Source organism: Asanoa siamensis, from assembly GCF_016862555.1.
Lineage (GTDB): Bacteria > Actinomycetota > Actinomycetes > Mycobacteriales > Micromonosporaceae > Asanoa > Asanoa siamensis.
On sequence record NZ_BONE01000004.1, the window covers coordinates 132252 to 147595 of the forward strand.

The window sequence follows — 15344 nt, forward strand, 5'->3', positions numbered from 1 at the left end:
TCCCTTGCTGGTTCAGCCAACGCAGATCCAACATCGGCCTTGCACAGTAGGCATCGGCCGCTTCGCCCTGCGCGCAGCCGGCCGCCGAGGGGGGTTGACGCGGCCAACGGGGGGCCGCGTCCTCCCTCTGCTCGCGCCCTGGTCAACCGCGGGGCGGGTCTTCCTTTTCCTTCTCGCGGCGCAGGTCCTCCTCGCGCCGGCGTAGGTCGGCCTCCCAGCGGTCGAACATCTCCTTGTCGTCCGCGGGGCGTTGGTCGAGCGACTTGAGGAACTCGGGGTCGTCGTCGGGCGCCTGCGGGCGTGGCCGTGCCTTCTCGGGGAAACCACCGCCGGCCCGCCACTGCCCGCCCGCGGCCTGCCCCTGCCGCCGCGGCCGGCCCGCGAGGAACCAGGCGATGCCGCCGACCAGCGGGAAGAACAGGATGATGAGCACCCAGACGAGGCGCGGCAGCGCCCGGATCTCGCCCTCGTCGGCGGACAGGCAGCTGATCAGCGCGGCCACGGCCAGCACGAGCTGGACCACGAAGAGAAGACCGTAGAGGCGCACCATGCGGACATGATGGACCGCCCGCCCCGGTCGAGGCCACCCCGGAGGGCTCTTCAGAGCAGGAAGAGCATCAACAGGCCGAGAATGGCATACGCCGGCGCGATCAGCGCGGCGATGAGCAGCATCCGTGGCGTCGCCCCGGAGACGGGCCGCGAGCTGCCCGAGAGCTGCCGCACGCGGCCCAGTGCCCACAGCCCGGCCACGCCCCACCCGGCGATCGCGACGGCGGCGAACACCGCGCCCGGCGCGCCGTGCCGCACCGCGAACCGGGCGGCCAGCACCGCGGTCACCGACAGCGTCAACATGGTGCGCCCCCAGGCCAGCCGGGTGCGCACCCAGGCGACCCCCGTGTCGACGACTGTGTGGCTTCCGAGGCCTGGACTGACAGTCGGCCTGGAGGACCCGGGCCCCGGCGGGGCCGAATCAGGCGGACCGTCAGTCGGCCCGGACCCCTGCGGGGCCGGATCAGGCACGGGCGGCCTGCACCAGGACGGCGGCGACGAGCAGCAGCGCGCCGACGGCGACGAGGATGGACAGCAGGGCCGGGAAGCGCGAGGGCGGCAGGTCACGGCGCAGCCGCATCGCGCGCTCCGCGCGGGCCCAGTGGTCGACCGCGCGCAGGGCGACGAAGCCGCCGAGCACGAGCAGTGCCACCGCGATCACCTCGCGGAGGTGGGCGATGCCGAGCACCGGCAGGAACTGTGCCGCCGCCAGCCCGCCGGCGACCAGCGCGAGCGCGGTGCGGATCCAGGCGAGGAACGTACGCTCGTTGGCCAGCGAGAACCGGTAGTCCGGCGTCTCACCCTCGTCCTGGGGATCGAACCACCGCGTGACCACGGTTCGATTATTGCCTCGACAGGACCCCATAACCTGGGTCGGTGACCGAACTGGACATCCCCGCCCTGCGCGCCGCCTACGACAGCCAGCTCCGTGCCTTCGATCCCGAGCTGCCCGGCGTGACCGTCGAGTTCGACGGCCCGGTCAAGCGGGCGTCCGGGATGATGGGCGGCGGTTACATCGTCTACCAGGACCTGGGCGGCCTCGCCGGCCCGGAGCTCGACGCGCTGATCGCGCGCCAGCGTGACCATTTCCGCGACCGGAGCGAGCAGGTCGAGTGGAAGCTGCACGCGCACGACGAGCCGGCCGACCTCGCGGAGCGGCTCACCGCCCACGGCTTCGAGCCCGAGGAGCTGGAGACCGTCGTGATCGGCCCGGTCGCCCCGCTGGCGGCGGCCTTGCCGGTGCTGCCGACCGGCGTACGCCTGCGTGATGTCACCGACCGCACCGACTTCGACCGCATCGTGCGGATGGAGGAGGCGGTCTGGTCCGACGACCGGTCCTGGATCGCCGACATGCTGCACGAGGAGATCACCCACCACCCGACCGACCTCGCCGTCACCGTCGCCGAGGACGTCGAGACCGGCGAGGTGGTCAGTGCCGGCTGGGTCCGTTTCGTGCCCGGCACCGCGTTCGCCACGCTCTGGGGCGGCTCGACGCTGCCGGCCTACCGGCGGCGCGGCATCTACCGCGCGCTGGTCGCGCACCGGGCCCGGCTGGCCGCGGCCAACGGCTACACGCTGCTCCAGGTCGACGCGTCCGCCGACAGCCGCCCCATCCTCGAACGCCTGGGTTTCGTGGCGGTCACCACCACCACGCCCTACGTCTACCATCCGTGATCGTGGCTGAGCTGACCGATCACGAGCGGGCGACCCTGAAACGGGCGGCCTTCGGCGTGGTCTACCTCGTCTCCAACGCCGATCCCGGCTTCCTGTCGATGCTGCGCGAGAGCGTCGCCGCCTCCGGTGCGTTCACCGGCGCCCGCGGGCTGGCCCGCGACGTGCTGACCAGCGGCAGCCTGCCCCGCTTCCCGCGCAAGGACCCGGGCGGGGTGGAGGCCGAGGTGCTGCCGGCGCTGACCGCGTCGCTGGGCATCCTGCGGGCGAAGGCGCCCGACGAGGTCGACAACTACCGCGACGCGGTGCTGGCGGCGGCGCAGCGGGCCGCCGAGGCCAGCCACGGTGTCAACGCGTCCGAGGCGGCCGTCCTGGCCAAGGTGCGCGCCGCGCTCGCCTGACCGGCGTGACCCGTGTCACGCTGATGCTCGGCGGAGTGGACCCTACTGGCGGGTAAGTTAGCGCTGGGTGTCAGGTGGGCAACTCCACACCGCCCCGCGATTGACCGGGCGCTCGACCGCCCGGCAGGCTGCGGCCTGAATGAGCGTTAACCCAACCAGGAGGGTCGTCGAAACGCATGAATATCGTCGTCCTCGTCAAGCAGGTGCCTGACTCCGGCTCGGAGCGCGGCCTCGCTGGCGACAACACGGTCGAACGTCAGTCGGCCAACAACGTCATCAACGAGATGGACGAGTACGCCATCGAGGAGGCGTTGCGGATCCAGGCCGCAGAGGGCGGCGAGGTCACGATCCTCACGATGGGCCCCGAGCGCGCCGCGGAGTCGATCCGCAAGGCGCTGTCGATGGGCCCCGACAAGGCCGTCCACGTCATCGACGACGCGCTGCACGGCTCGTGCGCGCTGAGCACGTCGAAGGTGCTGGCCGCCGCGCTCGGCACGCTCAACCCCGACCTGGTCATCGCCGGCGCCGAGTCCACCGACGGCCGGGTGCAGGTCATGCCGCACATGATCGCGGAGCGGCTCGGCATCGCCGCCCTGACCGGCGCCCGCAAGCTGACCGTCGACGGCGGCACGCTGACCATCGAGCGCCAGACCGAGGAGGGGTACGAGGTCGTCACCGCCGCCACGCCCGCCGTCGTCAGTGTCTGGGACACCATCAACGAGCCGCGGTACCCGTCCTTCAAGGGCATCATGGCCGCCAAGAAGAAACCTGTGCAGACGCTCGCGCTGGCCGACCTGGGCATCGAGGCGGGCGAGGTCGGTTTCGCCGGCGCCTCCTCCGAGGTGGTCGAGCACGCCAAGCGCCCGCCGCGCCAGGGTGGCCAGAAGGTCGCCGACGACGGCAACGGCGGCGCCGCGCTGGTCGAGTTCCTGTCGTCCGAGAAGTTCGTCTGAGCAGGGGGAGGCAAACATGGCTGAGGTACTGGTCCTGGTCGAGGCCACCCGCGACTTCACGGTCAAGAAGGTCACGCTCGAGCTGCTGACGCTGGCGCGCCAGATCGGGTCGCCGGCGGCGGTCGTGTTCGGCGCGAGCGGCGCCGCGGCGGCGATGAGCGAGAAGCTCGGCGAGTACGGCGCGGAGAAGATCTACACCGGCGAGGGCGACGAGATCGACGGTCACCTGGTCTCGCCGAAGGCGACCGCGCTGGCCTCGCTCGTGACCCGCGTGCAGCCCGCGGCGGTGCTGCTGCCCTCGACCCAGGAGGGCAAGGAGATCGCCGGCCGGCTCGCCGTCAAGCTCGACAACGGCCTGCTCACCGACGTGGTCGAGCTGACCGCGGACGGTGTGGCCACCCAGCCGGCGTTCGCCGGCCAGGTCATCGTCAAGTCGAAGGTGAGCCGGGGCATCCCGCTGGCCACCGTCCGGCCCAACTCGATCGCCCCCACCCCGGCGGCCGCGACCCCGCAGGTCGAGGCGCTCGAGGTCAGCCTGGGCGCGGCCGACACGCTGGCCAAGGTCGTCGACCGGGTCGTCGAGCAGAAGGGCTCCCGCCCGGAGCTGACCGAGGCGTCGGTCGTCGTCTCCGGCGGCCGCGGCGTCGGCAGCGGCGACAACTTCAAGCTGGTCGAGGAGCTGGCCGACCTGCTCGGCGGCGCCGTCGGCGCGTCCCGCGCGGCGGTCGACTCGGGCTTCTACCCGCACCAGTTCCAGGTCGGGCAGACCGGCAAGACCGTCTCGCCGCAGCTCTACATCGCACTGGGCATCTCCGGCGCGATCCAGCACCGGGCCGGCATGCAGACCTCGAAGACGATCGTCGCGGTCAACAAGGACGCCGAGGCGCCCATCTTCGAGCTGGCCGACTACGGCGTGGTGGGCGACCTGTTCAAGGTCGTCCCGCAGGCCGCCGAGGAGATCCGCAAGCGCAAGTGACCTGCCCTTCCGCCCGGCCACGCCAGCGTGGCCGGGCGGTGCGGGTGGTAAGGACCGCACGGGGCTACGCTGAACCGTGATGGCATACCTGGACCACGCCGCCACGACGCCGATGCTCGACGAGGCCATCGAGGCCTACGCCGCCACGGCCCGGGAGGTCGGCAACCCCTCGTCGCTGCACGCCGCTGGGCGCTGCGCGCGCCGGCACGTCGAAGAGTCCCGCGAGCGGATCGCGGCCGCCCTCGGCTCCCGGCCCTCCGAGGTGATCTTCACCGGCGGTGGCACCGAAGCCGACAACCTCGCCGTCAAAGGCATCTTCTGGGCGCGCCGGGCGGAGAGTCCGGGCCGGATCCGGGTGATCGCCAGCGCGGTGGAGCACCACGCCGTGCTCGACTCGGTCGAGTGGCTGGTCCGGCACGAGGGCGCCGTCGCCACCTGGCTGCCGGTCGACCCGGCCGGCAAGGTCGACCCGGCCACCCTGGCCGAGGCCCTCGACGACGACGTCGCCCTGGTCACCGCCATGTGGGCCAACAACGAGGTGGGCACGGTCCAGCCGGTCGCCGACCTGGCCGCGTTGGCCGCGGCCGCCAAGGTGCCGTTCCACACCGACGCCGTGCAGGCGGTCGGCCAGGTGCCGGTCGACTTCGCCGCGAGCGGTGCCGCCGCGCTCACCGTGACCGGCCACAAGGTCGGCGGCCCGGTCGGCGTGGGCGCGCTGCTGCTCGGCCGCGACGTCACTGTCACGCCGCTGTCGCACGGCGGCGGCCAGGAGCGCGACGTGCGCTCCGGCACCCTCGACGCGCCCGGCATCGTCGCGTTCGCGGTCGCGGTCGAGACCAGCGTCAAGACCCAGCGGGAGTACGCGGCCCGCGTCTCCGCCCTGCGCGACGCACTGGTCGCCGGCGTCCGCGGGGTCGTCCCCGACGTGATCTACAACGGCGACCCGGTCGACCGGCTGCCCAGCAACGCGCACTTCTCCTTCCCGGGCTGCGAGGGCGACGCGCTGCTGCTCCTCCTGGACGCCCAGGGCGTCGCCTGCTCGACGGGCTCCGCCTGCTCGGCCGGGGTGGCCCAGCCGAGCCACGTGCTGCTCGCGATGGGCAACGCGGACGACCGGGCACGCTCCTCGCTGCGCTTCACCCTGGGCCACACCTCGACCCAGGCCGACGTCGACGCCCTGATCAGCGCCCTGCCGGCGGCGGTGGAGCGGGCCCGCCGCGCGGGAATGATCAAGTCGTCCCGCTAGGCAGCGCGTACCCTTGCGGCCGTGAGGGTTTTAGCAGCGATGTCCGGCGGGGTCGACTCCGCCGTGGCCGCCGCGCGCGCCGCGGCGGGCGGGCATGACGTCACCGGCGTGCACCTGGCGCTGTCCCGCAACCCGCAGACCTACCGGTCGGGGGCGCGGGGGTGCTGCACGCTGGAAGACTCCCGGGACGCCCGGCGGGCCGCCGACGTGATCGGCATCCCGTTCTACGTGTGGGACATGGCCGACCGCTTCCACGAGGACGTCGTCGACGACTTCGTCGCGGAGTACGCCGCCGGCCGCACCCCGAACCCCTGCCTGCGCTGCAACGAGAAGATCAAGTTCGCGGCGGTGCTCGACCGGGCGATCGCGCTCGGCTTCGACGCCGTGGTCACCGGGCACCACGCCCGGCTCGGCGCCGACGGCCTGCTGCGGCGCAGCGTCGACCTCGCCAAGGACCAGTCGTACGTGCTGGCCGTCCTCACCCGCGAGCAACTCGACAGGTCGATGTTCCCGCTCGGCGACACGACCAAGGCCCAGGTCCGCGAGGAGGCCGCCGCGCGCGGCCTGTCGGTGGCCGACAAGCCCGACTCGCACGACATCTGCTTCATCGCCGACGGCGACACCCGCGGCTTCCTGGCCGACCGGCTGGGGGAGGAGCCCGGCGACATCGTCGACGCGCTGACCGGAGCGGTGGTCGGCTCGCACGCGGGCGCCTACGGCTACACGGTCGGTCAGCGCCGCGGCCTCAACATCGGGGTCCCGGCACCCGACGGCAAGCCGCGCTACGTCCTGTCGATCACACCGGTGACCAACACGGTGACGGTCGGGCCGGTCGAGGCGCTCGAGGTGTCGACGGTGTCCGGCGAACGTCCGGTGTGGACGGGCGGCGCGCTGCCGGACGGGCCGGTGGAGTGCGAGGTGCAGTTGCGCGCGCATGGCACCCCGGTGCCCGCGGTCGTCACGCTTCAGGACGGCGCGCTGGTCGCATCGCTGCGGAGCCCGGCGCGTGGGGTCGCGCCCGGCCAGGCGGTGGTGGCCTACCGTCCGGACGCGGCCGGCGACATCGTCCTCGGCTCGGCCACGATCCGCTAGTCGCCCGCCAGGGCGAAGCGTTCCGCGTGCACCTGGCGCTTGGGCACCCCGATCTCCCTCAGCGACCGCAGCACGGCGTCCGTCATCGCGGGCGGCCCACAGACGTACACGTCGCGGTCCATGATGTCCGGGACGAGCGCCGTCAGGCTCGCGGGCGCGAAGGGCTGGAACGGCGGCAGGCCCGAGCCCGTGCGGCCGGCGAGCACGTGCAGTGTGACGCCCTGCTCGGTGACGTAGTGCTCCAACTCCGCGAGCAGCACCGCGTCCTCCTCGCGGGGCACCCGGTAGAGCACCGTCACCGGACCGTCCAGCTCGCCGAGCAGCGACCGGATCGGGGTGATGCCGACGCCGCCCGCGATGAGCAGCGTGGCCTCGCGGGTGCGGTGCAGCGTGGTGAACGCGCCGTACGGGCCCTCGACGAAGACCTTCGCACCGACCGGCAGGTCCCGTAGCCCCGCGCTGGTCTTCCCGACCGCCCGGGCGGTCAGTCGCAGCACCTGGCCGTCCGGCGTCGACGAGATCGAGAACGGGTTGGCCTGCCACCAGCGGCCCTTGGTCAGGAAGCGCCAGACGAAGAACTGGCCGGCCCGCGCCTCGAGCCCGGCCAGGTCACGCCCCGTGACGTAGACCGAGGTGACGTTGTGGGCCTCCGGCACCACGGCGGCGACCCGCAGCTTGTGCCGGGCGTTGCGGAGCAGCGGCGTGACCACCCGCCCGTGCAGCAGGGAGACGATCACCAGGCCCCAGAGCCCCCACCAGTACGCCGTGGTCAGCGGGTTGGCCCGGAAGCTGCTGCCCTCGTAGAGCTGGTGCAGCAGGGCGAGCGCGACGGCCGCGTACAGCAGCATGTGGATCGTGTGCCAGAGCTCGTAGGAGAGGCGGCGGCGGGCGAACCGCACGGAGAGTGCCACCACGACCACGATGACCGAGACCGCGAGCATGCCGTAGAGCGTCGGCGGGATGCCGAGGAAGACGTCGATCTGGTCGAGCACGGAGATGTCGCTGAGTCGTGCGTACCCCGTCAGGATGAAGCTCGCGTGCAGCACCACCGCCCAGAACAGGGCGAACCCGGTCCAGCGGTGCCAGGCGGTGAGCTTGTCGGGGCCGATCCAGGTGTCCAGCCACGGCAGGCGGGCCACCAGCAGGAATTGCAGCATCATCAGCAGCGCGGCGTGCAGGGCGCAGAACTTGGCGATGCCGATCAGGTCGTTCTTCGCCGGTGCGCCCGTGAAGAACAGGATCTCGACGACCACCACGTTGAACGCCAAGCCGGCCCACACGGCGATCCGCGCGATCCGGGCCTGGTTGGGGGTGGCCGCCCGACCGGCCCGGGCCGTCGGCGAGGCGGTCGCGTCGGCAGCGGTCATCAGTGAATCTCCTGTCGGTGGTGCTCCTCGATATGACTACGGGATTCCGGCGAGAGTAGTTCAGCTAGGGTCGCTGCATGCTCACCCGCGCGTGGGGAATCGCCCGATCGTTGGTTATCTATCACGGCCAGCCCGGCCGGCACCGTCGGCTCGTCCGCTTCTACGGGCAGTTCCTCGGGCCCGGCGACGTCGCCTTCGACATCGGCGCGCACGTCGGCAGCCGGGTCCGGGCCTGGCGCAAGCTCGGTGCCCGGGTCATCGCCGTCGAGCCGCAGCCCGACTGCCTGCGGGTGCTGCGCACCTTCTTCGGCCGGGACGGCCAGGTGGTGATCGCGCCGGTCGCGGTCGGCGCGGCGCCGGGGACGGCGCAACTCGCGCTCTCGACGGCGACGCCCACGGTCTCGACGCTCTCGACCGCGTGGCGTGACACGGTCGCCACCGACAGCAGCTTCGCCAAGGTCCGCTGGGACCGCACGGTCGAGGTGCCGGTCACGACCTTGGACGACATGATCAGGGAGTACGGCGTACCGGCGTTCTGCAAGATCGATGTGGAGGGTTTCGAGGCCGACGTGCTGGCCGGGCTCTCGCAGCCGGTCCGGGCGCTGAGCTTCGAATATCTCCCGATGGCGCACGACGCCGGCCTCGCGGTGCTGGGGCAGGTCGAGTCGCTGGGCGATTACGAATACAACTACTCGCCGGTGGAGACCATGCGCTGGGCACGGCCGTCGTGGCTGACGGCGGCGGAGTTGGTCGCGCTGCTCGGCGAGGTGCGCCCGACGGGCCGCTCCGGCGACGTCTACGCCCGCCTACGCACGTCGTGAGTCTGGTTCTCTGACCGTGGCCGCCGGTACGGTCCACGGCATGGACTCGTTGCCGCGCACGATGTGGACGCTGTTCGAGCCGATCCACGACGTCACCTACTTCGCGCCGGAGGCGAGGGCGGCGTTCGAGGCGGCCAACCTGCGCGGCTTCTGGCGCGGCTACTTCGCGGGCCGCGCCGCCCCGCTGGGCGCGGTCGACGCGGCGCCGGTGACCGCGCTGTTCTGGGGCTTCGCGCCCGGCATGGTGGCTCGGGCGCTGCCCGACGTGTGGTCGCGGGCGACGCCCGCGGAGGCGCTGGCGGCCCGCGCGGCGGGCGCCCGCAAGTCGCTGGAGTCGCTGCTCGCCGACGCCGGCCCGGTCGACGAGGCCGCGGCGCTGCTGCGCGAGGCGGCGTCCGCGGTGCCGACGGCGGGCCGCGCGCTGGGCGCCGCCAACGCGGCCCTGCCGTGGCCGACGGACCCGATCGACGTGCTCTGGCAGGCGGCCACGATCCTGCGCGAACACCGCGGCGACGGCCACGTGGCGGCGCTGCTGGTGGCGGGCCTGGACGGGGCGGAGACGGGCGTCTGGCGATCGTCGATCGACCAGCGCCGGGCCTATCTGCAGCCGGCCCGCGGCTGGTCCGACGAGGAATGGTCGGCCGCGGCGGCGCGCCTGCGCGACCGCGGCTGGCTCGACGGGTCCGGGGCGGCGACCAAGGAGGCGCTGGACGCCCGCGACGAGATCGAGTCGATCACGGACCGCCTGGCCGCCGCACCCTGGCAGCACCTCGGCGAGCGCGGGGTGGCCCGCCTGCGCGAGGTGCTCCGGCCGCTGTCGGTCCGCGCCCGCGCGGCGCTGCCGACCGAGACGCCGATCGGCCTGCCGCCGGTGGAGTAGACGTTGGCGGAGCGCCGGGTTGCCGGCCCCGGCGCGGATCGGGTGGCGTTCCCGGTCGGGACGTCCGTCGGCATAGCTGGCGGGACCGGCTTGGTTTCCGACGGAGCGCGCCGCGACGTCCGTCAGCCGGCCGTTGTCGATCGACCTGTAGCGGCAGTAGGCGAACGTGCCTCCGCGGTGTGAGCGGTGAGACAGCGTCCGTGGGCATGAAGCCGCAGGTCACGAGGTTTTCCTCAACAGGAACCGCGGAATGGGCGCGGGACCTGACGAGCCGTCCCGGGGCGCTCCCGCCACGACCCGCCTTCGCAACAGCAGGCGTCACGGGTGCGTGGCGCCAGGGGGTGTCAACGATGAAACTCACGCCGCGCTTCGCATTGGACATGTTCTTCCTGCTCGGTGGCGTCTTCCTGCTGGTGGCCGCGATGACCTTCACCGCCGGCACGGCGGGGTGGCTCGCCTTCGCGGTCGGCGCAGCGGTGACGCTGGTGGGCGGTCTCAGCGCCGCCCGGGCGACCCAGCCGGCCTGGCGGGTCGGGCACGGCCTCCTCGCGGTGGCCGGGCTCTGGACCCTGGTCGCCGCCCTGACCTTCACGGGCGCCACGCAGACCTGGCTGGTCTTCGCCAACGCGGCCCTGCTCGGGGCGCTGGCTGTCGCCGATTTGGTCGGCCACGAGGTGACGACCGAGCGGGTGGTGCACGAGCTGGTCGTGAAGAACACGCCGCAGGAGAGCGAGCCCTTGCGGGCCGCCTGACCTGAAAGCGGAACCACGAAGGGTGGCGGGCCTGGCGCCCGCCACCGTGGCATGTCCACCCACGCACGGCCCTCACCCCGACGTGGCCAGACCGGAAGTGCGGAGCGGCGGGCGGGCCTTACGGCGGCGCGGCCTGGCGTCGACGGTGGCGATCGTGGCTGTGAGGCGGCGGGTCAGCCGGTGGCGTGGGCTGGCGCCGACCGCGAGTGCCGCGGATCTGCCGTTACGCGCCCGGGTTGAGCGGGCGGTAGCGGCCCAGCCACTCTGCCAGCTCGTCCGCCGGCATCGGGCGGGCGTAGAACCAGCCCTGGGCCACGTGGCAGCCGACCGAGCGGAGCAGGCGCCACGTGCGTTCGTCCTCGACGCCTTCCGCGACCACCCGCAGGCCCAGAGCGCCCGCCAGGTCGATGACCGTGCGGACGATCGCGTGGTCGTCGGCGTCCGTGGCCATGCCCAGGACGAACGAGCGGTCGACCTTCACCTCCGTCAGCGGCAGCCGGCGCAGGTGTTGCATCGACGAGTAGCCCGTGCCGAAGTCGTCGAGGGCGATCGCCACCCCCAGCTTCGCCAGCTCCGAGATCGTGGCCAGCACCCGGCGCGGGTCGGCCATCAGCGCGCCCTCGGTGATCTCCAGTTGCAGGTGGTCGGCCGGTACGGCGAAGCGCGCCAGGCGGTCCCTGATCTGGTCGACGATCTCCAGCGTGTGCAGGTCGCGGATGCTGACGTTGACCGCGGCCCGTAGGCAGACGCCCGCCGCCTGCCACTTCGCGAGCTGCTCGATGACGTCGTCGACCACGCGGCGGGTCAGCAGCCGCATCACCGCGCTCTGCTCGGCCACCTTGATCAGCTCTTCGGGGTCGACCATGCCGCGTTTCGGGTGCCGCCAGCGCAGCAGGGCCTCGACACCCACCACGGCGCCGGTCTGGATCTCGATCTGTGGCTGGTAGTACATGGTGATCTCGCCGGCCGCCGGTGTGGCCGCCAGGTCGGGGTCGAGCGCCCGCCGCAGGTCGCCGAGCAGGCTGAGCCGCTCGGGCGTGTTGTGGTCGGACTCCGGCGCGTAGACGACGACCGTGTCGCGGCGGTGCTTGGCGTCGTACATCGCGACGTCCGCGTGCCGCATCAGCGTCGCGAAGTCCTCGCCGTGCTCCGGGTAGAGCGCGATGCCGATCGAGCCCGCCACGTCCAGCGGCAGGCCGTCGAGGGCGACCGGCTCCGACAGCGTCGCCACGATGCGGTCGGCCAGGGCACGCGCCTCGGCCGCGTCGGTCAGCCGGGGCGTGAGGATCGCGAACTCGTCGCCACCGAGGCGGGCGACCACGTCGTTGCGGCCCACGAGGCGTTCCAGCCGGCCGCTCACCTCGATCAGCAACTGGTCGCCGACCGCGTGCCCGAGGGCGTCGTTGACGTGCTTGAACCGGTCGAGGTCGAGCAGCAGCAGCGCGAAGTGCCGGTCCGGCGCGCCGGCCGCCGCCCGGGCCGCGTGCAGGGTCGCCTGCTCCTGCACCTCGGAGAGCAGCGCCTTACGGTTGGCCAGGCCGGTGAGCGGGTCGAGCCGGGCCAGATGCTCCTGTTCGGACGACAGCCGCGACATGCGGTAGACCGCGAACAGCGGCACCAGCATCAGCGGGATCAGCGCGACGCTCCGCGACGCCGGCCCGCCGACCAGGACCGGCGCGAGCAGCAGCAGCGCGCCGACGGAGAGCGACTCGAACGCGATGCCCTGGCGGAACGTGTTCCACCAGTTGCCGCCGGAGTGCAGCCGGACCGCGACGGTCACCGTGCCGTACTTGACGACGAACCAGGCGACGGCCGCCACGGTCGCCGCGACCACGTCGATCCAGACAGGACCGGACCCTTCGGCGAACGCGGTCTCCTGCAGGCCGACCAGGACCGCCTCGGCCGCGCCCAGCGCCAGCGCGTACTGGGCGATGTTGAAGATCGCGCGCCAGGTCGTGTGGTGCAACTGCGTGGCGGACACGACGACCGCGGCGGCCTGTACGAGCACCGCCGGGCCGAGACCCCAGGCGAGCAGGATCGCGAAGGTGAAGCAGATGGACGGGAAGACCGCGGAGCTCTGCCGGCGGCCGGGCGGCGCGAAGGGCCGGTAGTCACAAAGGACGGCCAGCGTCGCCATCACCCAGAAGGCGGCTGGCAGCCCGGGTAGCTCCTGCGGCAATCGGCTGATCGGCACCGCGCACACGAGCACGGCGAGGGCGACGACGACGGCGACGAAGGTGAAGAACGACGCGGCCCGTTCGGCGGGAACGGTGTTACGCCGCGCGGCAGCGTCCATCGCACCTCCCCGCTCGCCCCACAGCGCGCGCCCCCCGGCGCCGGCCAAAGTCCACTAAAGATCCCACTTTATGGGCGCCATTTGCCAACCGAGCGAAACGGACAGAGTCGTGATTAAGTTGGAATACACGGCAAGCGGGCAGCTTTCTGCCGATAGCAGTCAGCTCAGGAGTCGTCACTCACCGCAGCGGCACGGGCCGCGTCGGGCCCGTCGGAGAGAAGAACGCGCAGGCCAGCCTCGTCGAGGATGGGGACCTTGAGGGACACGGCCTTGTCGTACTTGGAGCCGGGATTGTCGCCTACGACGACAAAGTCGGTCTTCTTGGATACTGAACCGGTCACCTTGCCGCCCCGGCTGCCGATCGCCTCGGCGGCCTGGTCGCGGGAGAACTCGGCGAGCGTGCCGGTGACCACGACCGTCAGGCCCTCGAGCGGCCGCGGACCCTCGTCGGTGCGCTCCTCGGCCATCCGGACGCCGGCCGCGCCCCACTTGCGCACCACCTCGCGGTGCCAGTCGACCGCGAACCACTCCTTGAGACTCACCGCGATCGTCGGGCCCACGCCGTCGACACCGGACAGTTCCTCGACCGACGCCTCGTCGATGCGCTCGACCGACTCGAAGTGGCGGGCCAGCGCCTGGGCCGCGGTGGGGCCGACGTGCCGGATGGAGAGCGCGACCAGCACCCGCCAGAGCGGGCGCGCCTTGACCTCTTCGAGGTTGTCGAGCAGCTTGACCGCGTTGCTGCCGAGCGTGCCGTCCTTGTTGACGAAGAACGGGCAGTCGCGCAGCGCCAGCGCGTCGATGTCGAACAGGTCGCCCTCGTCGGTGATCACGCCGCACTCGAGCAGCGCGGTCGCCGCCTTGTAGCCGAGCACCTCGATGTCGAGGGCACCCCGCCCGGCCAGGGCGAAGACCCGTTCGCGGAGTTGCGCGGGGCACGACCGGGCGTTGGGGCAGCGGATGTCGACGTCGCCCTCCTTGGCCGGGGCGAGCGGCGTGCCGCAACTCGGGCAGTGCGTGGGCATCTCGAACGCCCGGGCGTCGTCGGGGCGCAGCCCGATCACGGGGCCGAGCACCTCGGGGATGACGTCGCCGGCCTTGCGCAGCACGACGGTGTCGCCGATCAGCACGCCCTTGCGCTCGACCTCGCGGGCATTGTGGAGCGTGGCCAGCGCGACGGTCGAGCCCGCCACCTTGACCGGCTCGAGCACGGCGAACGGGGTCACCCGGCCGGTGCGGCCCACGTTGACCTGGATGTCGAGCAGCTTGGTGTTGACCTCTTCCGGCGGGTATTTGAACGCGATCGCCCAGCGCGGGGCCTTGCTGGTCGAGCCGAGCCGGCCCTGCAGCGCGATCTCGTCGACCTTGACCACCACGCCGTCGATCTCGTGCTCGACGTCGTGCCGGTGCTCGCCGTAGTAGGCGATGTAGTCGTCGACCCCCGCGAGGTCGTCGACGACCTTCCACCGGTCGCTGGTCGGCAGGCCCCACCGGCGCAACGACTCGTAGGCGTGGGACTGCGACCTCGGCTGGAAGCCCCGACGGGCGCCGATGCCGTGGACCACCATGCGCAACGGTCGTGAGGCGGTGATCCGCGGGTCCTTCTGGCGCAGGCTGCCGGCGGCCGCGTTGCGCGGGTTGGCGAACGGGGCCTTGCCCTCCTCGACCAGGCCGGCGTTGAGGTCGGCGAAGGCCGAGATCGGGAAGTAGACCTCGCCGCGCACCTCCAGCAGGTCGGGCACGTCCGTGCCGGTGAGCCGCTCGGGGATGCCCGCGATCGTGCGGACGTTGCCGGTGACGTCCTCACCGGTGCGCCCGTCGCCGCGCGTCGCACCGCGGACCAGCCGCCCCTGCTCGTAGGTCAGGTTGATCGCCAGGCCGTCGACCTTGAGCTCGCAGAGGAACCGCACCGGGCCACCCGCGTCGCGAACCGTGCGCTCGGCCCAGGCCGCCAGCCCCTCGGTGCTGAACACGTTGTCGAGACTGAGCAGCCGCTCCAGGTGCTCGACGGCCCGGAACTCGGTGGTGAACCCGCCCACCCGCTGGGTCGGCGACTCCGGGGTGCGCAGCGCGGGGAACTCGTCCTCGAGCGCGATCAGGTCGCGCATCAGCGCGTCGAAGTCGGCGTCGGAGACCGTCGGCGCGTCGAGCACGTAGTAGCGGTAGGTGTGCCCGTCGATCTCCTCGGCCAGCGACTTGTGCCGCTCCCGCGCGGAGGCAGGCGGCTCCTTGCCCGCGGCCGCCGCCTGGGCGGGCGTCACCGACTGGGAAAGGGCGTCCTCGGACACGCCGTCACACCTCCGGACTAGTGCTGCTCTCTCAAAGCAACCTAGCCCGCCG

15 protein-coding genes are annotated in these 15344 nt (G+C 72.5%); 9 read left to right on the forward strand and 6 right to left on the reverse strand.

Translation table 11 applies throughout. The features are described from left to right. Positions 1-142 precede the first annotated feature (142 nt). The 3 genes from Asi02nite_RS04285 to Asi02nite_RS04295 all read right to left on the reverse strand — a co-directional run bounded on the left by Asi02nite_RS04285 (position 143) and on the right by Asi02nite_RS04295 (position 1414). Positions 143-550, reverse strand: coding sequence for a PLD nuclease N-terminal domain-containing protein (locus Asi02nite_RS04285; RefSeq protein WP_203710802.1), 408 nt, complete (start codon positions 548-550; stop codon positions 143-145). A 50-nt stretch (positions 551-600) separates the two neighbouring features. Then, positions 601-882 carry a DUF202 domain-containing protein gene (locus Asi02nite_RS04290; RefSeq protein WP_203710803.1) on the reverse strand — a complete coding sequence of 94 codons (282 nt, stop codon included), beginning with the start codon at positions 880-882 and terminating at the stop codon, positions 601-603. A 130-nt stretch (positions 883-1012) separates the two neighbouring features. Then, on the reverse strand, positions 1013-1414 hold the full coding sequence (locus Asi02nite_RS04295) for a YidH family protein (protein WP_203710804.1): 402 nt from the start codon (positions 1412-1414) through the stop codon (positions 1013-1015). A gap of 11 nt (positions 1415-1425) precedes the next feature. Between Asi02nite_RS04295 and Asi02nite_RS04300 the strand changes: the two genes are divergently transcribed. The 6 genes from Asi02nite_RS04300 (at position 1426) to mnmA (ending at position 6888) form a co-directional block, all read left to right on the forward strand. Continuing rightward, a complete protein-coding gene (locus tag Asi02nite_RS04300; RefSeq protein WP_203710805.1) occupies positions 1426-2223 on the forward strand; it encodes a GNAT family N-acetyltransferase in 798 nt (265 codons plus the stop codon). A 2-nt stretch (positions 2224-2225) separates the two neighbouring features. Continuing rightward, entirely contained in the window at positions 2226-2621 is a 396-nt protein-coding gene (locus tag Asi02nite_RS04305) for a hypothetical protein (protein ID WP_373312142.1), read from the forward strand. 176 nt (positions 2622-2797) lie between these two features. Continuing rightward, positions 2798-3574, forward strand: coding sequence for an electron transfer flavoprotein subunit beta/FixA family protein (locus Asi02nite_RS04310; RefSeq protein ID WP_203710806.1), 777 nt, complete (start codon positions 2798-2800; stop codon positions 3572-3574). Between the two features lie 16 nt (positions 3575-3590). After that, entirely contained in the window at positions 3591-4550 is a 960-nt protein-coding gene (locus Asi02nite_RS04315) for an electron transfer flavoprotein subunit alpha/FixB family protein (RefSeq protein WP_203710807.1), read from the forward strand. A 79-nt stretch (positions 4551-4629) separates the two neighbouring features. Further along, the gene (locus tag Asi02nite_RS04320) at positions 4630-5796 is read left to right on the forward strand and encodes a cysteine desulfurase family protein (protein WP_203710808.1); all 1167 of its coding nucleotides are present in this window, start codon (positions 4630-4632) and stop codon (positions 5794-5796) included. A 21-nt stretch (positions 5797-5817) separates the two neighbouring features. Next, on the forward strand, positions 5818-6888 hold the full coding sequence (gene mnmA, locus Asi02nite_RS04325) for a tRNA 2-thiouridine(34) synthase MnmA (RefSeq protein WP_203710809.1): 1071 nt from the start codon (positions 5818-5820) through the stop codon (positions 6886-6888). Here the strand turns inward: mnmA and Asi02nite_RS04330 are convergent. Next, the gene (locus Asi02nite_RS04330) at positions 6885-8255 is read right to left on the reverse strand and encodes a ferredoxin reductase family protein (protein WP_203710810.1); all 1371 of its coding nucleotides are present in this window, start codon (positions 8253-8255) and stop codon (positions 6885-6887) included. The genes mnmA and Asi02nite_RS04330 overlap by 4 nt on opposite strands. Before the next feature lie 77 nt (positions 8256-8332). Here Asi02nite_RS04330 and Asi02nite_RS04335 point away from each other — a divergent pair, with 77 nt between their 5' ends. The 3 genes from Asi02nite_RS04335 (at position 8333) to Asi02nite_RS04345 (ending at position 10708) form a co-directional block, all read left to right on the forward strand. Then, positions 8333-9076, forward strand: a complete 744-nt coding sequence (locus tag Asi02nite_RS04335) for an FkbM family methyltransferase (protein WP_203710811.1) — start codon at positions 8333-8335, stop codon at positions 9074-9076. Between the two features lie 40 nt (positions 9077-9116). After that, positions 9117-9956, forward strand: coding sequence for an SCO6745 family protein (locus Asi02nite_RS04340; protein ID WP_203710812.1), 840 nt, complete (start codon positions 9117-9119; stop codon positions 9954-9956). A 350-nt stretch (positions 9957-10306) separates the two neighbouring features. Next, positions 10307-10708 carry a hypothetical protein gene (locus Asi02nite_RS04345; protein ID WP_203710813.1) on the forward strand — a complete coding sequence of 134 codons (402 nt, stop codon included), beginning with the start codon at positions 10307-10309 and terminating at the stop codon, positions 10706-10708. Between the two features lie 223 nt (positions 10709-10931). On the opposite strand, the gene Asi02nite_RS04350 is transcribed toward Asi02nite_RS04345, so the two are convergent. Next, positions 10932-13004, reverse strand: a complete 2073-nt coding sequence (locus tag Asi02nite_RS04350) for a putative bifunctional diguanylate cyclase/phosphodiesterase (RefSeq protein ID WP_203710814.1) — start codon at positions 13002-13004, stop codon at positions 10932-10934. A 164-nt stretch (positions 13005-13168) separates the two neighbouring features. Continuing rightward, on the reverse strand, positions 13169-15292 hold the full coding sequence (gene ligA, locus Asi02nite_RS04355) for an NAD-dependent DNA ligase LigA (RefSeq protein WP_203710815.1): 2124 nt from the start codon (positions 15290-15292) through the stop codon (positions 13169-13171). Positions 15293-15344: the final 52 nt, after the last annotated feature.